This window comes from Mammaliicoccus sciuri (assembly GCF_025561425.1).
Lineage (GTDB): Bacteria > Bacillota > Bacilli > Staphylococcales > Staphylococcaceae > Mammaliicoccus > Mammaliicoccus sciuri_A.
Genome location: NZ_CP094824.1, coordinates 1,319,074 through 1,338,428 on the forward strand (window position 1 = coordinate 1,319,074; position 19,355 = coordinate 1,338,428).

Below are 19,355 nucleotides of genomic sequence, written 5' to 3' on the forward strand. Positions count from 1 at the left end.
GAATTAATAATATTTTTTTTAGAAAATAAGAGGTGTAGTACATGAAAATTTCTACTAAAGGACGATACGGCTTAACACTTATGATATCGTTGACTAAGCGTTATGGTCAAGGATGTACATCTTTAAAGTCAATCGCTGAAGAAAACAATTTAAGTGATTTATATTTAGAACAATTAGTAGGACCACTACGTAATGCTGGTCTTATTAAAAGTGTAAGAGGTGCCAAAGGGGGCTATCAATTACAAAAAGCACCATCAGAAATTACAGCTGGTGATGTGATTAGATTGTTAGAAGGGCCAATTACACCTGTTGAAGGTATAGAAGACGAGCCACCTGCACAACAACAATTATGGATTCGTATTAGAGACGCGGTAAAAGAAGTTCTAGATAATACAACACTAGAATACTTAGCAAATTATACAAATGAAGATGAACTAGAAGGCTATATGTTCTATATCTAGTTCACAAATTAAATAAGAAAGCAATTTTCAAGACGAATATTGAAGATTGCTTTCTTATTTTTTATTTCTTAACTGTATGGAGTTCATGCCTAACTGCACAAAATATTTCTTTATTTTAACAGTTAAGCATGAATATGTGTTAAGTAGTGTAATATTCTCCTTCGAGGTTATTTTCATATTAAGATAGTTGTACACTACAACAAAGGGGAGAGTATATGAAAAATTTAAAACGATACATATTAAGTGTAGTAGCAGTTTTATTATTAAGTTTCATTGCATTACCGTTTTGAAGTTAACGCAAAGACAGATGGTCCGTCATCAAGAGTTATATTACCGAAAAATGATCGTACACAAATTACGAATACAACATCTGCACATTATCAATCGATTGCATTCGCTGATATCGGAGGTACATCAATTGCGTCAGGTGTAGTTGTCGGTAAAAATACCGTTCTTACAAATAAACACGTTGTAGATGCAACTAATGGTGATGCTTCTGTATTAAAATTCTCACCATCAGCAAATGGCAATGGTAATTTTCCAGTAGGAACATTTACAGCAACTGATTACAAAGTAGCACCAGGCGGTGAAGATTTAGTAGTCGTTACAGTCGGTAAAAATAGTAAAGGTCAATCTATTGGTGACGCTGTTCAATCAGCGACAATAGCAGATACATCTTCAGTTAAAAAAGATGATAACATCACAGTAACAGGTTATCCAGGAGATAAACCTATTGCCACATTATGGGAAAGTAAAGGTAATGTGTTATCTGCTTCAGGTAGTAACATATCTTACGACTTAAGTACTTATGGTGGTAATTCAGGTTCACCAATCTTTAATGCAAATAACCAAGTTATTGGTTTACATTATGGTGGCGTACCAAATAGCCATAACAGTGGCGTATTATTTAACAGCAACGTTCAACAATTTATACAAAGTAATTTAAAATAAAAAAACGATCATAAAGTGATGATTCATCACTTTATGATCATTTTTTTTATGCTTCCCCGTATACATCATCTACAATTTTCTTGAATGATTCATATGATTGATATTGTTTATCTAAATCATAAATATAGCTCACCGCCATAATTTCATCTACATTGTATTTGTTTTGGAAATCTATTAATTGTTGTTTTACAGTTTCTTCACTACCTATGAAAGAAGTGTTTGTTTTAGATTGCGCCATATATTTTTCTTGTGGTGACCAAATGTTTTCAAGTTGATCAGTAGGAGGTTGTAATGGCATGCGCGCATTTCTTACAATGCTTAAGAACATTAAGTGCATTGTTGAAGATAAATATGTCGCTTCTTCATCTGTTTCACCAACAATAACATTTAAACAAACGGTCATGTAAGGCTCATCTAAATACTCTGATGGCTCAAATAAGTCTCTATATATTTCGATTGCTTGAGCCATTTGATCTGGTGCAAAGTGTGCTGCGAAGACGTATGGTAAACCTAATCGAGCAGCTAAATGTGCAGAGTCCGTTGAAGATCCTAACACATAAATCGGAATGTTTGTATTTACACCTGGATATGGTCTTACATATGATTGTTGTTCTTCAGGACCAAAATATTGTAGTAATTGTTTAATATCGTCACCAAATGTATATACACCTTTATGTGAATCTCTTCTTAGTGCAGAAGCGGTCATCATATCTGTACCTGGTGCACGTCCTAAGCCAAGATTTAATCGATTAGGAAACATTGTAGCCATTGTTCCAAATTGCTCAGCAACAATAAGAGGTGCATGGCTAGGTAACATGATACCACCAGAACCTACTTGTATAGACTCTGTATGTTCAAGTGTATGTTGAATGAGTAAAGCAGTTGCAGAACTTACTAAATTTGGTGCATTATGATGTTCTGCAATCCAGTAACGTTCATAGCCTAATTTTTCTACATTTTGAGCAAGTGATACCATATTCTTAATGGCATCTTGTTCCGTTTCACCTTTTCTAAGTGGAACTAGATTTAATGCAGAAACTGGGAAATTTGATTTCATTTTGTGACGCTCCTTACATAATTATATATTGGAAGTATATCAACTGTATTTATGTTGTACTATTTAATTGCTCAACAACATTTGACTAATATGTAACTAAAAGTTATAATTAATGCAAAATTACAGAGAGGTGGCATCAACAATAGGCATGGATATCCAATAATTTTTTGCGCTAATAGTAAATAACGTAAAAAAACCATTGTGTTACGCAATGATGATTGGATAAGTATGTCTATAATATGATGTTGCCGTTACAAACTGAGAATAGTGTAATGGTGCGTCTTCGTGTGTAATACATGGGTAGAGGAGGCTACATTATGCTATTTTTATTTGAAGAAAAGGCATTAGAAGTTGAACATAAAGTATTAATACCCAAGTTGACTTTTTCAATAGAGGACCATGAACATTTAGCGATTGTTGGTGTTAATGGTGTTGGAAAGTCTACATTATTAAAAGTCATTCATCAAGATCAAACAGTTGATTCAGCGATGATGCAACAGGATTTAACACCTTATTATGATTGGACTGTTATGGATTATATAATTGAATCTTATCCTGAAATCGCAAAGATTAGATTGCAACTTAATCATACAGATATGATTAATAAATATATTGAATTAGATGGATACCTTATAGAAGGTGAAATCATAACAGAAGCAAAAAAGCTCGGTATAAAAGAGGAACAACTAGAACAGAAAATTGTTACTTTAAGTGGTGGAGAACAGACAAAAGTATCATTTTTAAAAGTGAAAATGTCTAAGGCATCATTATTATTAATAGATGAACCAACAAATCATATGGATTTAGAAATGAAGGAATGGTTGAGGATAGCTTTTAAGCAAGAACAACGTGCTATATTATTTGTCTCTCATGACCGAACATTCTTAAATGAAACACCAGATGCTATATTAGAATTGAGTCGTGATGGGGCTAAAAAATATATCGGTAAATACGATAAATACAAACAACAAAAAGATATAGAGCATGAAACTTTAAAGCTATAGTATGAAAAGCAACAAAAAGAACAAGCGGCTATTGAAGAAACGATTAAAAAATATAAAGCATGGTATCAAAAAGCAGTACAAAGTGCTTCTGTAAGAAACCCATATCAACAAAAACAATTAAGTAAGTTAGCGAAACGGTTTAAATCAAAAGAACAACAATTAAATCGTAAACTTAATCAAGAGCACATCGCTAATCCACGTAAAAAAGAGAAAGCTTTCTCAATACAACATCATGATTTTAAATCACATTATTTAGTTCAATTTAATCATGTTTCGTTTGCTTATGATAATCGAAAAATATTCGAAGATGTATCATTCTATATTAAGCGATATCAAAATGTGATTATAGAAGGCAGAAATGGTACAGGTAAATCAACTTTAATCAAATTGATACTCGGTGAACTCGATCCGACTAAAGGTGATATAACTGTTCATCCTGAATTAGAAATTGGATATTTCTCTCAAGATTTTGAGAATTTAAATATGCACCATACTTTTTTAGATGAAATATTAGAAATTCCTGAAATGAAAGAAGCTGATGCAAGAACCATATTAGCAAGTTTTTATTTTGATAAAGATAGAATAAATGATGTTGTTGAAACGCTGTCGATGGGTGAAAAATGTAGGTTACAATTTGTGAAATTATATTTTTCAAATCCTCATATTATGATTTTAGATGAGCCAACAAACTATTTTGATATTGGCATGCAAGAAAAAATCATTCAATTAATACAATCATTTCAAGGTACGGTCCTTATTGTATCTCATGATGATTATTTTAAATCACAAATTAAAGATCAAACTTGGACGATAAAAAATTATCAAATGACGCATGAAAATGTTCAAGTTAAAGCTCCTATTAATACAGAATCTATGAAACATCAATTAAAAGAATTAGAACAATATACAGATGAAAGAAATCGTGAAACAGAGTTCTAGTCTTTTCATAAAAATGGTGCTAGACTAGAATAGGTACATTGAAAACTAAGAAAGGACGTTCAACATGAAAGTATATGCAGATTATGCAGCAACTACTCCAGTTAAGCCCGTTGTAACTGAAAAAATAACAGAAATATTATCTGAACACTTTGGTAACCCGTCATCTATTCATTCGATAGGGAGAGACGGCAGAAAGTATTTAGATCAATCAAGACGAGAGATTGCTACATTATTAGGTGCAAAGCCTCAAGAAGTTATTTTTACAAGTGGGGCAACAGAGTCTAATAATACAGCAATAAAAGGTATAGCACGAAAACGAAAACATATAGGTCAACATATTATAACGAGTAGAATAGAGCATCATTCTGTACTGCATGTCTTTGAAGAACTTGAACGTGAAGGTTTCGATGTTTCGTATATAGATGTAAATTCAGAAGGTATTGTCGATATTGATGCTTTGAGACAAGCAATCCGACCTGATACGACATTAGTATCAATTATGTTAGTGAATAATGAAGTCGGTACAGTTCAACCTATGTATGATATTGCAGAAGTCATAGAGAATACGGATATCGTATTTCATGTTGATGCTGTTCAAGCTATCGGTCATATGCCAATTGAATTCGATGAAATGCCAGTTGATATGTTAAGCATAACTGCGCATAAATTTGGCGGTCCAAAAGGAATAGGTGCATTGTTGGTTAAACAAGGTGTTCAGTTCGAAACGTTTATACAAGGTGGCGAACAAGAAGTAAAGCGAAGAGCGGGTACAGAGAATGTTCCATATATATGTGGTATGGCAACAGCGCTGAAAGACGCTTATGAACATATGAATGAAAGTAATATCCATTTAATGAACTTAAAAGAAAAGCTCATTGTAGGTTTACAACAACGTGTAATTCCGTTTGAACTCAATGGTAGTATGACAGATACAACTGGTCATATCACAAATTTATATTTCCCATTTATTGAAGTTGAAACGATGTTAACGTTACTAGATATGGCAAATATATATGTTTCAAGTGGATCTGCATGCACAGCCGGTTCAACATTACCATCTCACGTTCTAGAAGCGATGTTCGGTGAAGATAATAGAGTAAAACAATCAGTAAGATTTAGTTTCAGTTCAATAACGACTGAAGAAGAAATTAATTATATCGTAAGTACGATAATGAAAATATATCAACAATTTAAGGAGGAAGAAAATGAATAATCAATCAACCCGCGTTGTCGTTGGGATGAGCGGGGGCGTAGATAGCTCGGTAACTGCACATATACTAAAAGAACAAGGTTATGATGTAGTTGGTATTTTTATGAAAAATTGGGATGATACAGACGAAAATGGTGTATGTACAGCTACTGAAGACTATAATGATGTCATCGAAGTGTGTAACCAATTAGATATACCTTATTATGCAGTTAACTTTGAACAAGAATATTGGGACAAAGTATTTACGTATTTCTTAGACGAATATAAAAAAGGTAGAACGCCTAACCCAGATGTAATGTGTAATAAAGAAATTAAATTTAAAGCATTTTTAAATCATGCGCTTAAACTTGGTGCGGACTATGTTGCTACAGGTCATTACGCACGTGTTAATCGTGATGGTGATAAAGTAGAAATGTTACGTGGAGTAGATAATAACAAAGATCAAACTTATTTCTTAAATCAACTTACAAAAGATCAATTATCTAAAGTGATGTTCCCAATTGGTGAATTAGAAAAAAGTGAAGTAAGAAGAATTGCTGAAGAACAAAACTTAGCAACTGCTAAAAAGAAAGACTCTACTGGTATCTGTTTTATCGGTGAGAAAAACTTTAAAACATTCTTATCTCAATATTTACCTGCACAAAACGGTAAAATGCAAACATTAGACGGTGTTGACATGGGTCAACATAGTGGCTTAATGTATTACACTATTGGCCAAAGACATGGTCTTGGTATAGGTGGAGACGGAGATCCTTGGTTTGTAGTCGGTAAAAATCTTAAAGAAAACATTCTATATGTTGAACAAGGTTTCCATCATGAAGCATTATATAGTGACTATTTAATCGCTTCTGATATATCATTTGTGAATGAGCTTGATTTTTCACAACCGGTGAAATGTTCAGCAAAATTCAGATATAGACAAAAAGATACACAAGTAACTGTAGAAAAAATTTCTGACAATCAAATTAAAGTGATATTTGACGAACCAGTGCGTGCAATTACACCTGGTCAAGCTGTCGTATTATATGACGGTGATGTTTGTTTAGGTGGCGCAACAATCGATGAAGTTTATAAAACAGAAAAGCAATTAGATTATATGGTATAAAATATATAGACTGAGATAAATTTATGTCTCAGTCTATTTTTATTTTTGTTATAATAGCAAGTAATGATATTTAAAGGAGTCACAACATGCATAGTGAAGAACAAATTGTAAAATTAATTCAAAATAAAAAATTCGACGAAGCATTGTCGCATTTATTTGAAAACATAGAAGAAGATTCAAAAGAAGTAACCAATTATATCAATGCAGGGACAATATTAGCAGAAGCAAATGATATTGAAAGAGCTGAAAAATTCTTTCAAAAAGCCATTACTGTAAACGAAAGTCACGGTGGTGCTTATTATAGTCTTGCAAATTTATACTACAACCAACAGCGCTTTGAAGAAGCAATCAAATTATATCAACATGCGATTAAAAGAGGGCTTAATGATGCAGATACTAATTTTATGTTAGGAATGAGTTTCAATGAATTGGGTGCGCATACTGAAGCTATGCCGTATGTAATGAGAGCTCATGAGCTAAATGAAGATGATGTAGAAATTGGATTCCAATATGGATTAACATTATGCCAATTAGAAATGTTCGATGAGGCCATTGTGCAACTAGAGAAAGTATTAGAAAAAGATTCTGAACATGTTGATGCATTATACAATTTAGGTTTGGCTAAATATATGAAAAACGAAAACGCTGAAGAAGCACTTGTTTATTTTAGAAAAGCAGTCGACATTCAACCAAATCATTTATTAAGTGGTCACGCTATTAACATGTTTGAACAATTATTAGAAGAGGAGGACTAACATTGGAAAACTTATCTTTATTTGATCTTTCACATGTAAAAGGTGAAGTTATTAGAATTCTTTTTCAAAACAGTGATAACTATTATACCGTTATTAAAGTCGATGTGATGGATTCAAATGAAGATTTTGATCAAGAAGTCACAATTGTTGGTTACTTACCTCAAATAGTTGAAGGAGAAACGTACCTTTTTAAAGGTAAAGTGACAAACCATCCGAAATACGGTAAACAACTACAAGCCGAAACATTTGAAAAAGAATTACCACAAACAAAACAAGGTGTTATCCATTACTTATCAAGTGATTTATTTAAAGGTATTGGTAAAAAAACAGCAGAAACAATAGTGGACAAACTAGGTGAAGATGCACTTCAGAAAATTATAGATGACCCCGATGTCCTTAAAGAAATACCTAAACTCAACAAGCAAAAAAGAGATACAATTGCAGAATCAATACGTGAGAATCAAGCTATTGAACGTATTATGATTAAACTTAATGAACTTGGTTTCGGACCTAAACTTGCGATGGCGATTTATCAATTTTATAAAGAAGAAACACTTAATATAATTAAACAATCTCCTTATCGTTTAGTGATGGATATAAATGGTATAGGTTTTCAAAGAGCTGACCAAATAGCTGATCAAGTTGGGATTTCTAAAGATCATCATGATCGACTTGTAGCGGGTGTCAGTTACTTTTTAGACCAACAATCATTACAGAATGGTCATACATTTTTACCTGTTGATATTTTGGTCAACGGGGCATATGAATTGTTAAATCATAATCAACCTGAAGTTGTAAATAAAGATCAGATTAATGGTGTCATTATAGAAATGAGTGAAGAAAATAAACTTATTATCGAAAATGATAATTGTTTTTTACCTTCACTTTATTATTCAGAAGCGAAAAGTGTGCAAATCATTCATAGGCTTTATCAACATCAAGATGAGCTTAAAGAAATTGAGAAAAGTGATCTTCAATTACACATTGGCCAAATTGAAGATATGAATGATGTTTCATATGCAGATGGACAAAAATTAGCGTTAGAAACAGCTATTAATCACAAAATGATGCTATTAACAGGTGGACCTGGAACAGGTAAGACGACCGTTATTCGAGGTATTTGTGAGTTGTATTCTGAAATACATGGTGTAAGTTTGAATTATGATGATTATCAAGAAGGAACAGACTTTCCAATTGTGTTAGCAGCACCGACTGGTCGTGCAGCAAAGCGTTTAAGTGAATCAACTCGACTAGAAGCAATGACGATTCATAGATTAATTGGATGGAGTAAAGATACACAACCGGATGATGTGTTAGATAATGATATTCATGCCCATTTAATCATTCTAGATGAAATGTCTATGGTAGATGCATGGTTAATGTATCAATTTTTAAGAGCAGTCCCTGATTATGCCCAAATCATATTTGTAGGTGATGAAGATCAATTACCATCAGTTGGACCAGGTCAGATTTTTAAAGATTTGATTGATTCTAAAGTTATACCGAGAGTGAACTTAACAGAAGTTTATAGACAACAAGAAGGATCATCCATCATAGACTTGGCGCATAAAATAAAAAATGGATTGCCTGTTTCTATTAATGAAAAACATCACGATCGCTCATTTATTCCGTGCAGTAGTAATCAAATTGCGACAGTTGTAGAAAAGGTCGTTCAAGGTGCTGTTAATAAAGGATATAATATGCAAGATATTCAAGTGCTAGCCCCTATATATCGTGGACCAGCTGGTATTAATAAATTAAATGAATTATTGCAAGATATATTAAATCCGAAAGATGAAGATACAAGATTCCTTCAATATGGTGATATTGAATATCGTGAAAATGATAAAGTACTACAACTTATTAATCGGCCAGATGATAATGTGTTTAATGGTGATATTGGTGTAGTGACGGGTGTTTATAAAGCAGAAGAAAATGCACTCGGTAAAGATGTCGTCATTGTGGATTATGAAGGGAATGACATTACATACACTAAACAAGATTTATCAGAAATTACACATGCTTATTGTTGTTCAATTCATAAATCCCAAGGGTCGGAATTCCCGATAGTCATTATGCCTATCGTCAGACAATACTTTAGAATGTTACAAAAAAATATTCTATATACCGGACTTACACGTGCGAAACAGTCGCTTGTTGTGTGTGGTGAAGAGCAAGCCTTTAATCAAGGTATTCAAACGCTAGGTCATGAGAGAATGACTTCGTTTGATACGAAATTAAAAATGTATTTCGATACTGATGTTGAAGAAGATACGGTGTCTGAAACAGAATCTATTCAAACGAAACATATTATTTTAACTGAAGATAATATGTTTGAAATAGATCCGATGATTAATATGAATGATAAAACACCATATGATTTTATGAAATAATTGACATCTAAAAATCGAGTGATTATAATCAAATAGAATACAAAAAAGAAACCGAGTAAATAATTGATTGTTTAAGAGACATGTTGGTTGGTGAGAAACATGACAATGATTATTGAACGCTACTTCTTTTATAAAAGTTTAATAAACTTAAAGTGATGACTTTTAGTCATAACTAGGGTGGTACCGCGATACGTTCGTCCCTTTTTTAGGGGATGGACGTTTTTTTATTTTAATTGAGGAGTGAAGACAATGAAAAAATTAAAAGCTAGTGAAATCAGACAAATGTATATTGACTTTTTTGTTGAAAAAGGACATATGGTTGAACCATCTGCACCTTTAGTGCCAATTGATGACGATACATTATTATGGATAAACTCAGGTGTTGCGACTTTAAAAAAATATTTTGATGGTCGAGAAATCCCTAAAAATCCTAAAATTGTAAATGCTCAAAAAGCAATTAGAACAAATGATATTGAAAATGTTGGTTTTACTGCAAGACACCATACATTCTTTGAAATGTTAGGAAACTTTTCAATTGGTGATTACTTTAAACGTGAAGCAATTGAATATGCTTGGGAATTTTTAACGAGTGATAAATGGATGGCAATGGATCCAGAAAAATTATATGTAACGATTCATCCAGAAGATACAGAAGCATATGATTTATGGCATGATTTAATTGGACTTGAAGAAAGTAGAATTATTAGAATCGAAGGTAACTTCTGGGACATCGGTGAAGGACCTTCTGGACCTAATACTGAAATATTCTACGACAGAGGCGACACATACGGGAAAGAAGATCCAGCTGAAGAAATGTATCCAGGTGGAGAAAATGAACGTTATTTAGAAGTGTGGAATTTAGTGTTTAGTGAATTTAACCATAATGCTGACCATACTTATACGCCACTTCCAAATCAAAATATTGATACAGGTATGGGTCTTGAGCGTATGACATCTATTTCTCAAGATGTACCAACGAACTATGATACAGACTTATTTATCCCAATTATTGAACAAGTTGAAGCGGTTAGTGGATTAAAATACTTAGAGAATAAAGAACAAGATATCGCATTTAAAGTTATTTCAGACCATATTAGAACAATCAGTTTTGCGATTGGTGACGGTGCGTTACCTGCTAATGAAGGTAGAGGATACGTATTAAGAAGATTGCTAAGAAGAGCTGTTCGTTTTAGCCAATCACTTAATATTAACGAGCCATTCTTATATAAATTAGTTGATATTGTAGCAGATATTATGGAACCTTATTACCCAAATGTTAAAGCGCAAAGTGACTTCATTAAAAAAGTTGTAAAATCTGAAGAAGAACGTTTCTATGAAACACTTGAAGAAGGTTTAGCAATTTTAAACACAATGATGGCATCAGCTAAGCAACAAGGTAATGTATTATCAGGATCAGATGCATTTAAATTATATGATACGTATGGTTTCCCAATCGAGTTAACGGAAGAAATCACTGCGCAAGAAGGCATTTCAATAGACAATGAAGGTTTTGAAAATGAGATGCATCAACAACGTGAAAGAGCAAGAGCTGCACGTCAAAAGACACAATCAATGCAAGTTCAAAATGAAGTACTTGGTAACATCAACACACCAAGTAAATTCGTTGGATATGACGTAACAGAAACACAAACAGAAATTACAGATATTATATTTAATGGTGAATTAGTTGATGAAGTAGAAAGTGGAGAAAACATTCAATTTATTTTAAGAGAAACACCGTTTTATGCAGTATCAGGTGGTCAAGTAGCGGATAAAGGTATTATTCGTCACGATCAATTTGAAATTGAAGTGACAGAAGTTATAAAGGCACCTAATGGCCAAAATCTACATGCTGGACATGTAACATTTGGACAAGTTCATGTTGGTGAAACTGTAGAAGCAATTGTTAATAAAGATGATCGTAAATCAATCATCAAAAACCACTCAGCAACTCACTTATTACATGCAGCTTTAAAAGAAGTTTTAGGTACGCATGTTAATCAAGCAGGTTCATTAGTTGAAAATGATAGATTACGATTTGACTTCTCACACTTTGGCCAAGTTACACAAGAAGAATTAGAAACGATCGAAAAAATTGTTAACGAAAAAATTTGGCAAAACATTCCTGTAGTAATCGAAGAAATGCCAATAGAACAAGCTAAAGAAAAAGGCGCAATGGCATTATTCGGAGAAAAATATGGTGATGTTGTAAGAGTTGTTAAAATGTCATCATACTCAATTGAGTTATGTGGTGGTATACACGTACGTAACATAAGTGAAATTGGTATCTTCAAAATTGTTTCAGAATCAGGTACAGGTGCAGGTGTTCGAAGAATCGAAGCTGTAACAGGTAGAAAAGCATATGAAACATTAAAAGAAACAGAAACAATCCTTAAAGATGTTATGCAACATGTCAAAATTAAAGACCAAGCAAGAACAATTGAAAAAATCGAACAAATTCAACAACATAATAAAGACTTAGAAAAAGAAGTTCAACAAAAGAACAAAACAATTACTGAATTAAAATCAGGCAATATTGAAGACAGTGTTGAAGAAATTAATGGCATTAAAGTGCTTTCGCAATTAGTTGAAGCTGAAAATCCAAAAGTATTAAGATCAATCATGGATGATTATAAATCTAAAATGCAAGACACAGTTCTATTATTAGCAAGTGTCAATGGAGATAAAGTTTCACTTGTTTCTTCAGTACCAAAAGATTTAACGGATAAAGTTAAAGCTGGTGACATTATTAGAGAAGCTGCTCAAATTACAAACGGTAAAGGTGGCGGTCGCCCTGATATGGCTCAAGGTGGCGGAACAGATCCTTCTAAAGTAACAGAAGCATTACAGTTTGTTAAAGACTACATTAAAACGCTATAATTTTACGTGTAATTAGAATATGATATAATTAATATTAAGTTAATGGAGTTAGGGAGTGTAAATAAAGATGAATAATTTTGATAAAACTATGAAATTTAACTATGATGATTTTCCAAAAGAAAATGTCAAAACAGTACTACAAAATGTTTATCGAACTTTAGAAGAAAGAGGCTATAATCCAGTAAATCAAATAGTCGGTTATTTACTTTCTGGCGATCCAGCTTATATACCTAGACACAACGAAGCAAGAAATCAAATAAGACGTTTAGATAGAGATGATATTATGGAAGAGCTTGTATCACACTATTTAAAGCAAGAAAATGAATTCAATGCTTAAAAACAGGATAATAGGTTTAGACGTCGGTAGTAAAACAATAGGTGTAGCTGTAAGTGATGCGATGGGTTGGACAGCTCAAGGTATAGATACACTCCGCATTAACGAAGAAAACGAAGATTTTGGAATTGACCAACTTATAAAAATCATTGATGAATATGATGTTGATACTGTCATTATAGGATTGCCCAAAAATATGACCAATTCTATTGGTCCTCGCGGAGAGGCATCCATTCAATTCAAAGATTTACTTCAACAAGAAAGACCAGAATTAAAAATGGTAATGTGGGATGAAAGACTAAGCACAGTTGGTGCTGAACGCATATTATTAGAAGCAGATGTTTCTCGAAAGAAAAGAAAAAAAGTAATAGACAAAATGGCAGCTGTATTTATATTACAGGGTTACCTAGATTCTATTAAATAATTGATGAGGAGAATGAATAATGACTGAACATAATCACGAAGGACATTTAGAAATTAACAATGAGGAAGAATTATTAACATTAATAGACGAAAATAATAATGAAGTCTTATACCGTAAAGTATTAGAATTCTATCACCCAGAATTCAAAAAAGAATACATCATCTTAGCTGAAGAAGGTACAGCAGATGATGAAGAAATTGAATTAATCCCAATGATCAATGAAGCAAACGACGACGGTGAAGGTGGTAAATTATTACCAGTTGAAACTGACGAAGAGTGGGATATGATTGAAGAAATCGTTAATACTGAAATGGACGATGTTTAAAATTTAATATGTAATAGTACACTTTACCCCTAATGTGATATAATCATTAGGGGTATTTATTTTACTTAAGGAGTTACATATGGAAAAAAATAGTATATATAAAGATGCGAGATTATTATCCAAGTATATTAGTTTAACAATCATAAGCATCCTCTTTTTATTACTTATATTAATTACTTTAATAGGCTTGATCGTAGTAGGGATAAATGTGAAACCTGTTAACGCTGATAGCAATGAGCAAGTTATTGTAAATGTTAATCCAAACACAAATACTGAAATGTTAAGCCAAGAGTTATCCGATAAAAAAATAATTAGAAATGCTACTATTTTTAAATATTATTTGAAACTCAATAATATTTCTAGTTTTCAAGCTGGGGAATATAAGTTTTCTCCTTCAATGTCACCTAGAGAAATTGCGAAAAGTTTAGAAACTGGAAAAGTGTATTTAAAAACAGCGATCCAATATGATGTAAAAGAAGGTTCGAATATAGAATTAATTGCAGGCATTTTAGAAGAAAATACTTCTATTAGTCGCGAAAGCTTTTTGAAGAAAATGAGAGATCAAGATTTTGTGAAAAAATATCAAAAGAAATATCCCGATATGTTGACAGACGAAGTATTAAATAAAAACTTAAGATACCCATTAGAAGGCTATTTAGCACCAAGTACGTATCAGTTTTCAAAAAAAGATGTGACGATTGATGACGTTACAAATGAAATGTTGAATGAAACATACCATACAACTTATAAAATATATAAAGAAAATGGCGGTTTTAAATACACGAGTAACTATGAAGAAAAGAAGGTTACTTTCCATGAGTATTTAACGTTATCTTCAATTGTAGAATCAGAAATGAAAAACGTTACAGATAAATCGAGATATATTTCATTACTTTTAAACAGAATTGAAAACAATCCACAAATTGCTTTGAATTCAGATGCGACAGTAAGATATGCAAATAAAAAAGAAACAACAGAAGCACTATCAGATAAAGATTATAAAAATGATTCAAAATATAACACATACGCACATAAAGGATTACCTATAGGGCCAATATGTAACATATCTGATGAAACAGCTAGAACAACAGTTAACCCTCCAGAAACAGATTATTTTTACTACACAACAACCAAAAAGGGTAAAGTATTATTTGCAGAGAACTTAAAAGAACAAGAAAAGAATAGAGATAAATAATATAAACAAGAACGCTTTTAAATTTTAAAAGCGTTCTTGTTTGCATATATACTTACTTTTTATTCGAAAATATGGTAAAATATCTAATGTTTATGAAATCATATTGTAGATATGACTGATACATACTAACTAGTCAGGAGACTAGTTGGGTTTTTTATTATATTCGAGTGTAAGGAAGTAATGACATGGAAAAAGATATAGAATATATCGAACAATTGTTGTTTCAAAATTCATCAAATATCGATGAATTAAGGCATTATGCTGAACAATATAATGTTCCAATAATGGATAAAATCTCCACAGAGTTTGTTAAACAAATAATTAGAATTAAAGATGTGAAAAGTATTCTAGAGATTGGAACGGCAATTGGATATAGCGCGATGCATTTTGCTTCATGTGATCCGGATATTAATGTTTGGACGATTGAAAGAAAAGAAGAAATGTATGAACAAGCTATTTCAAATATTAAAGACTTTGGTTATGAAAGCCAAATAAATGTTATCTTTTCTGATGCATTAGAAGCTTTTGACTTATTACCTACCGACCAGACATTTGATATGATTTTTATCGATGCTGCTAAAGCACAATCACAAAAGTTTTTTGAGCTTTATGAACCACTGCTTAAAGATGACGGTATCATAATTACAGACAATATTTTATACCATGGTTTTGTCAGTAATATAGAAATTGTAAGAAACAGAAACGTTAAACAAATGGTTAAAAAAGTTCAAAAATATAATCATTGGTTAATGAATCATGATAAATATAAAACAACATTGATTAATATTGGTGATGGAATGTCCATTTCTAAAAAGGAGAAGTTGTAATGACAGAATTACTAGTGACACCTAAGTCCGTTAAACATATTGAAGAATTAATTAAATTAGGTGCTGATGCATTTGTCATTGGTGAAGAAAAATTTGGATTAAGACTTGCTGGTGAATTTAAAGAACCAGAACTTCGTGAAGCCATTAAGCTTATCCATGAGCATGGTAAAAAAGCATACGTAGCGGTAAATGGTATTTTTCATAATGAACACATTGATGATTTGGAATCTTATATTGATCTGTTACATGAATTAAAGGCAGATAGAATCATCTTTGGCGATCCAGCAGTTGTTATGGCAATGAAAAATCGTGAGAATCCTATTCCTTTAAATTGGAATGCTGAAACAATTGTGACAAATCATTTTCAATGTAATTATTGGGGGGATAGAGGTTCAGCTAGAGCAGTGTTGGCTCGTGAGTTAAGTATTGAAGAAGTACTAGAAATTAAAGAAAAAAGTAATGTCGAAATAGAAGTTCAAGTACACGGCATGACTTGTATGTTCCAGTCTAAAAGAAAAGTACTAGGTAATTACTTTATGTATCAAGATAAAGTCATGAAAATTGAAAATCGTAAAGAAAATAAAGACATGCTTTTATACGATGAAGAAAGAAGTAATAAATATCCAATTTATGAAGATTATAATGGTACACACATTATGAGTCCGAATGATATTTGCTTAATCGAAGACTTAGAGGATTTATTAGAAGCACAAATTGATGCGTTTAAGATTGACGGCGTACTTCAAACAGAAGAATATATTAATATCGCGACTGAGCAATATAGACAAGCGATTGACTTATATAACGAAGATCCAGAGTTATATGAAGATGAAAAATTTATGTTAGTAGAACCTATTGAAGAAGTTCAAAAAGATCATCGTCCAATGGATCAAGGATTTATGTTCAAACAAACAGTTTATTAAGTTATATTAAAGGAATGATATATATGAAAGTTCTAGAACCTATTGGCGCAAGTCGTCAAACAAAGATAAAAAAACCAGAACTTCTAGCGCCTGCAGGAAATTTAGAAAAACTCAAAATTGCTGTTCATTATGGTGCGGATGCAGTGTTCCTAGGTGGACAAGAATATGGTTTAAGGTCAAATGCTGATAACTTTACGATGGAAGAAATTAAAGAAGGCGTTCAGTTTGCAGCAAAATATGGCGCAAAAATTTATGTCACAACAAATATTTTTGCACATGATGAAAATATTCCAGGGCTAGAAGAATATTTAAAAAAACTAAATGAAACGGGTGCACACGGAATTATAGTTGCCGATCCACTTATTATAGAAACGTGTAAACGTGTTGCACCTAATTTAGAAATCCATTTAAGTACACAACAGTCTTTATCAAATTACCGTGCAGTTCAATATTGGAAAGAAGAAGGGCTTGAAAGAGTCGTTTTAGCTCGTGAAACGAGTGCTGAAGAAATGCGCGAAATGAAAGAAAAAGTTGATATCGAAATTGAAACATTTATACATGGTGCAATGTGTATTGCTTATTCTGGTAGGTGTACATTAAGTAATCATATGACAGCAAGAGACTCAAATAGAGGTGGTTGTTGTCAAAGTTGTAGATGGGATTATGATTTAATTTCAGTAGAAGAAGATGGAGAATTAGAACCATATTTCGATGGTAATGAGATCACACCTTTTGCAATGAGTCCAAAAGACTTGAAATTAATCGAATCAATACCTAAAATGATGGACATCGGTATAGATTCTCTAAAAATTGAAGGTCGAATGAAATCTATTCATTATATTGCAACCGTTGTATCTGTATATCGTAAAGTAATTGATCGCTATGCTGAGGATCCAGAAAACTTTAAAATCGATCCTAGATGGTTGATTGAAATAGATAAATGTGCGAATAGAGACACTGCACCAGCGTTCTTCGAAGGTGTTCCACATTACGAAGAACAAATGTTTGGACACGAATCAAATAAAAAAACACCTTTTGATTTTTGTGGATTAGTGTTAGACTATGACGAAGTATCACAAATAGCTACCATCCAACAAAGAAATTATTTCAAGCCAGGACAAGAAATTGAATTTTTTGGACCTGAGATTGAAAACTTCACTCAAGTCATTGATAAGATATATGATGAAAATGGTGAAGAGCTCGACGCAGCCAGACATCCACTTCAAGTCATTCAAATAAAAGTGGATCGTCAGATTTATCCAAATAACATGATGAGAAAGGGAATCGTTTGATGGGAAAGACTACAATTATAGGTATTGCAGGGGGTTCTGGTTCAGGTAAGACTTCTGTAACATCCGAAATTATGAAAAATTTAGATGGATATAGTGTTGCATTAATAGAACAAGATTACTATTATAAAGATCAATCACATATGTCTTTTGAAGATAGATTGAAGACGAACTATGATCATCCATTCGCTTTCGATAATGAAAGATTAAAACAAGATTTAACTAGAATTAAAGATGGACATGCAATTGAAGTGCCTACGTATGATTATTCAAATCACACGAGAAGCGATAAGACGATTAGATTCGAACCTAAAGATGTTATTATACTTGAAGGTATATTCGCGCTTGAAAATGAAGATTTACGTAATTTAATGGATGTTAAGATATATGTTGATACTGATGCTGACTTAAGAATTTTACGTCGTTTAACGAGAGACATTAAAGAAAGAGGACGTACGATGGAATCAGTAATTGATCAATACTTATCAGTTGTAAGACCGATGCATATCCAATTTATTGAACCAACGAAGAAATATGCGGATATCATCATCCCTGAAGGTGGTAGTAATAAGGTAGCTATTGATATTATGACTACGAAAATTCAATCGTTAGTTAAAAATATTTAAATAATTATAAAGTAAAGGAAGATGGAAGAATGGAAACACAAAAAGAATTTCCTATGACACAGGAAGGTTTTAACAAATTAGAAAAAGAACTTGAAGAATTAAAAACAGTTAAGCGACCAGAAGTCGTTGAAAAAATAAAAGTAGCACGTAGTTTTGGTGACTTATCTGAGAACTCTGAATATGATGCAGCTAAAGATGAGCAAGGTTTCATTGAACAAGAAATTCAAAAAATTGAAAACATGATTCGTCATGCTCAAATTATTGAAGATAATGGTTCAAAAAATGACGTGCAAATCGGTAGAACTGTAACATTTACTGAAATTCCAGGTAACGAAGAAGAAAGTTACAAAATTGTAGGTTCAGCAGAAGCAGATCCTTTTGAAGGTAAAATTTCTAATGAATCTCCAATTGCTAAAGCTTTAATTGGTAAAAAATTAAACGAAGAAGTAAATGTTCCATTACCAAATTGTAACGAAATGAAAGTTAAAATCGTAAAAATCGATTAATCGTATTATAATTTAGAAGAAAAGCTGTAAAAACGTATGAAATAAATGTTTTTACAGCTTTTTTTTGTGAAATTAAAACCATATGCTATGCGTATGGTACAGTATGGTTTCGCCGTTGTATTAAAAAATGCATCTCTACATGCTAGAATAA

17 protein-coding genes, 1 pseudogene and 1 other annotated feature are annotated in these 19,355 nt (G+C 32.3%); of the genes and pseudogenes, 17 read left to right on the top strand and 1 reads right to left on the bottom strand.

The window, feature by feature from the left end; genetic code table 11:
- Positions 1-41: 41 nt before the first annotated feature.
- The gene (gene cymR, locus MUA60_RS06805; RefSeq protein WP_025904248.1) at positions 42-461 is read left to right on the top strand and encodes a cysteine metabolism transcriptional regulator CymR; all 420 of its coding nucleotides are present in this window, start codon (positions 42-44) and stop codon (positions 459-461) included.
- Between the two features lie 273 nt (positions 462-734).
- Positions 735-1,412 (top strand): trypsin-like serine peptidase, encoded by a 678-nt coding sequence (locus MUA60_RS06810; RefSeq protein WP_262650366.1) that lies wholly within the window; start codon positions 735-737, stop codon positions 1,410-1,412.
- A 46-nt stretch (positions 1,413-1,458) separates the two neighbouring features.
- On the opposite strand, the gene MUA60_RS06815 is transcribed toward MUA60_RS06810, so the two are convergent.
- Positions 1,459-2,469: an LLM class flavin-dependent oxidoreductase gene (locus MUA60_RS06815; RefSeq protein ID WP_262650368.1), complete on the bottom strand. Its 1,011-nt coding sequence runs from the start codon at positions 2,467-2,469 to the stop codon at positions 1,459-1,461.
- Between the two features lie 317 nt (positions 2,470-2,786).
- On the opposite strand from MUA60_RS06815, the pseudogene sal(A) reads away from it, so the two are divergent.
- The 15 genes and pseudogenes from sal(A) to greA all read left to right on the top strand — a co-directional run bounded on the left by sal(A) (position 2,787) and on the right by greA (position 19,204).
- Positions 2,787-4,412 (top strand): annotated as a pseudogene (sal(A), locus tag MUA60_RS15450) (ABC-F type ribosomal protection protein Sal(A)).
- Positions 4,413-4,476: 64 nt separating this feature from the next.
- Entirely contained in the window at positions 4,477-5,625 is a 1,149-nt protein-coding gene (locus MUA60_RS06830; RefSeq protein WP_262650372.1) for a cysteine desulfurase family protein, read from the top strand.
- A complete protein-coding gene (gene mnmA / locus MUA60_RS06835) occupies positions 5,618-6,727 on the top strand; it encodes a tRNA 2-thiouridine(34) synthase MnmA (RefSeq protein ID WP_262650374.1) in 1,110 nt (369 codons plus the stop codon). The genes MUA60_RS06830 and mnmA overlap by 8 nt, the downstream gene beginning before the upstream one ends.
- A gap of 86 nt (positions 6,728-6,813) precedes the next feature.
- Positions 6,814-7,482, top strand: coding sequence for a tetratricopeptide repeat protein (locus tag MUA60_RS06840; protein ID WP_262650376.1), 669 nt, complete (start codon positions 6,814-6,816; stop codon positions 7,480-7,482).
- A 2-nt stretch (positions 7,483-7,484) separates the two neighbouring features.
- Positions 7,485-9,875: an SF1B family DNA helicase RecD2 gene (gene recD2 / locus MUA60_RS06845; protein WP_262650378.1), complete on the top strand. Its 2,391-nt coding sequence runs from the start codon at positions 7,485-7,487 to the stop codon at positions 9,873-9,875.
- 39 nt (positions 9,876-9,914) lie between these two features.
- Positions 9,915-10,080: a binding site (T-box leader), on the top strand.
- Positions 10,081-10,124: 44 nt separating this feature from the next.
- Positions 10,125-12,755 carry an alanine--tRNA ligase gene (gene alaS / locus MUA60_RS06850; RefSeq protein ID WP_262650380.1) on the top strand — a complete coding sequence of 877 codons (2,631 nt, stop codon included), beginning with the start codon at positions 10,125-10,127 and terminating at the stop codon, positions 12,753-12,755.
- A 67-nt stretch (positions 12,756-12,822) separates the two neighbouring features.
- Positions 12,823-13,092, top strand: a complete 270-nt coding sequence (locus MUA60_RS06855; RefSeq protein ID WP_037588397.1) for an IreB family regulatory phosphoprotein — start codon at positions 12,823-12,825, stop codon at positions 13,090-13,092.
- Positions 13,085-13,513, top strand: a complete 429-nt coding sequence (ruvX, locus tag MUA60_RS06860) for a Holliday junction resolvase RuvX (RefSeq protein WP_262650381.1) — start codon at positions 13,085-13,087, stop codon at positions 13,511-13,513. Before MUA60_RS06855 ends, ruvX begins: the two co-directional genes overlap by 8 nt.
- 19 nt (positions 13,514-13,532) lie before the next feature.
- Positions 13,533-13,838 (top strand): DUF1292 domain-containing protein, encoded by a 306-nt coding sequence (locus MUA60_RS06865; RefSeq protein ID WP_025904237.1) that lies wholly within the window; start codon positions 13,533-13,535, stop codon positions 13,836-13,838.
- Positions 13,839-13,917: 79 nt separating this feature from the next.
- The gene (gene mltG / locus MUA60_RS06870; protein ID WP_262650382.1) at positions 13,918-15,033 is read left to right on the top strand and encodes an endolytic transglycosylase MltG; all 1,116 of its coding nucleotides are present in this window, start codon (positions 13,918-13,920) and stop codon (positions 15,031-15,033) included.
- Positions 15,034-15,218: 185 nt separating this feature from the next.
- Entirely contained in the window at positions 15,219-15,860 is a 642-nt protein-coding gene (locus tag MUA60_RS06875) for an O-methyltransferase (RefSeq protein ID WP_262650383.1), read from the top strand.
- Entirely contained in the window at positions 15,860-16,783 is a 924-nt protein-coding gene (locus tag MUA60_RS06880; protein WP_262650385.1) for a peptidase U32 family protein, read from the top strand. The genes MUA60_RS06875 and MUA60_RS06880 overlap by 1 nt, the downstream gene beginning before the upstream one ends.
- 23 nt (positions 16,784-16,806) lie before the next feature.
- Positions 16,807-18,075, top strand: a complete 1,269-nt coding sequence (locus MUA60_RS06885; protein ID WP_262650387.1) for a peptidase U32 family protein — start codon at positions 16,807-16,809, stop codon at positions 18,073-18,075.
- On the top strand, positions 18,075-18,698 hold the full coding sequence (gene udk, locus MUA60_RS06890) for a uridine kinase (RefSeq protein ID WP_025904232.1): 624 nt from the start codon (positions 18,075-18,077) through the stop codon (positions 18,696-18,698). Before MUA60_RS06885 ends, udk begins: the two co-directional genes overlap by 1 nt.
- Positions 18,699-18,727: 29 nt before the next feature.
- Positions 18,728-19,204, top strand: a complete 477-nt coding sequence (gene greA, locus MUA60_RS06895; RefSeq protein ID WP_262650388.1) for a transcription elongation factor GreA — start codon at positions 18,728-18,730, stop codon at positions 19,202-19,204.
- The last annotated feature ends 151 nt before the right edge of the window (positions 19,205-19,355 follow it).

Excerpts from the sequence above, each read along its gene's own strand:
- MUA60_RS06855 (WP_037588397.1), top strand. The coding sequence starts at position 12,823 with ATGAATAATTTTGATAAAACTATGAAATTTAACTATGATGATTTTCCA.
- MUA60_RS06840 (WP_262650376.1), top strand. The coding sequence starts at position 6,814 with ATGCATAGTGAAGAACAAATTGTAAAATTAATTCAAAATAAAAAATTC.
- cymR (WP_025904248.1), top strand. The coding sequence starts at position 42 with ATGAAAATTTCTACTAAAGGACGATACGGCTTAACACTTATGATATCG.
- MUA60_RS06880 (WP_262650385.1), top strand. The coding sequence starts at position 15,860 with ATGACAGAATTACTAGTGACACCTAAGTCCGTTAAACATATTGAAGAA.
- MUA60_RS06830 (WP_262650372.1), top strand. The coding sequence starts at position 4,477 with ATGAAAGTATATGCAGATTATGCAGCAACTACTCCAGTTAAGCCCGTT.
- MUA60_RS06885 (WP_262650387.1), top strand. The coding sequence starts at position 16,807 with ATGAAAGTTCTAGAACCTATTGGCGCAAGTCGTCAAACAAAGATAAAA.
- alaS (WP_262650380.1), top strand. The coding sequence starts at position 10,125 with ATGAAAAAATTAAAAGCTAGTGAAATCAGACAAATGTATATTGACTTT.
- MUA60_RS06865 (WP_025904237.1), top strand. The coding sequence starts at position 13,533 with ATGACTGAACATAATCACGAAGGACATTTAGAAATTAACAATGAGGAA.
- udk (WP_025904232.1), top strand. The coding sequence starts at position 18,075 with ATGGGAAAGACTACAATTATAGGTATTGCAGGGGGTTCTGGTTCAGGT.
- mnmA (WP_262650374.1), top strand. The coding sequence starts at position 5,618 with ATGAATAATCAATCAACCCGCGTTGTCGTTGGGATGAGCGGGGGCGTA.
- ruvX (WP_262650381.1), top strand. The coding sequence starts at position 13,085 with ATGCTTAAAAACAGGATAATAGGTTTAGACGTCGGTAGTAAAACAATA.
- MUA60_RS06875 (WP_262650383.1), top strand. The coding sequence starts at position 15,219 with ATGGAAAAAGATATAGAATATATCGAACAATTGTTGTTTCAAAATTCA.
- MUA60_RS06815 (WP_262650368.1), bottom strand. The coding sequence starts at position 2,469 with ATGAAATCAAATTTCCCAGTTTCTGCATTAAATCTAGTTCCACTTAGA.
- greA (WP_262650388.1), top strand. The coding sequence starts at position 18,728 with ATGGAAACACAAAAAGAATTTCCTATGACACAGGAAGGTTTTAACAAA.
- mltG (WP_262650382.1), top strand. The coding sequence starts at position 13,918 with ATGGAAAAAAATAGTATATATAAAGATGCGAGATTATTATCCAAGTAT.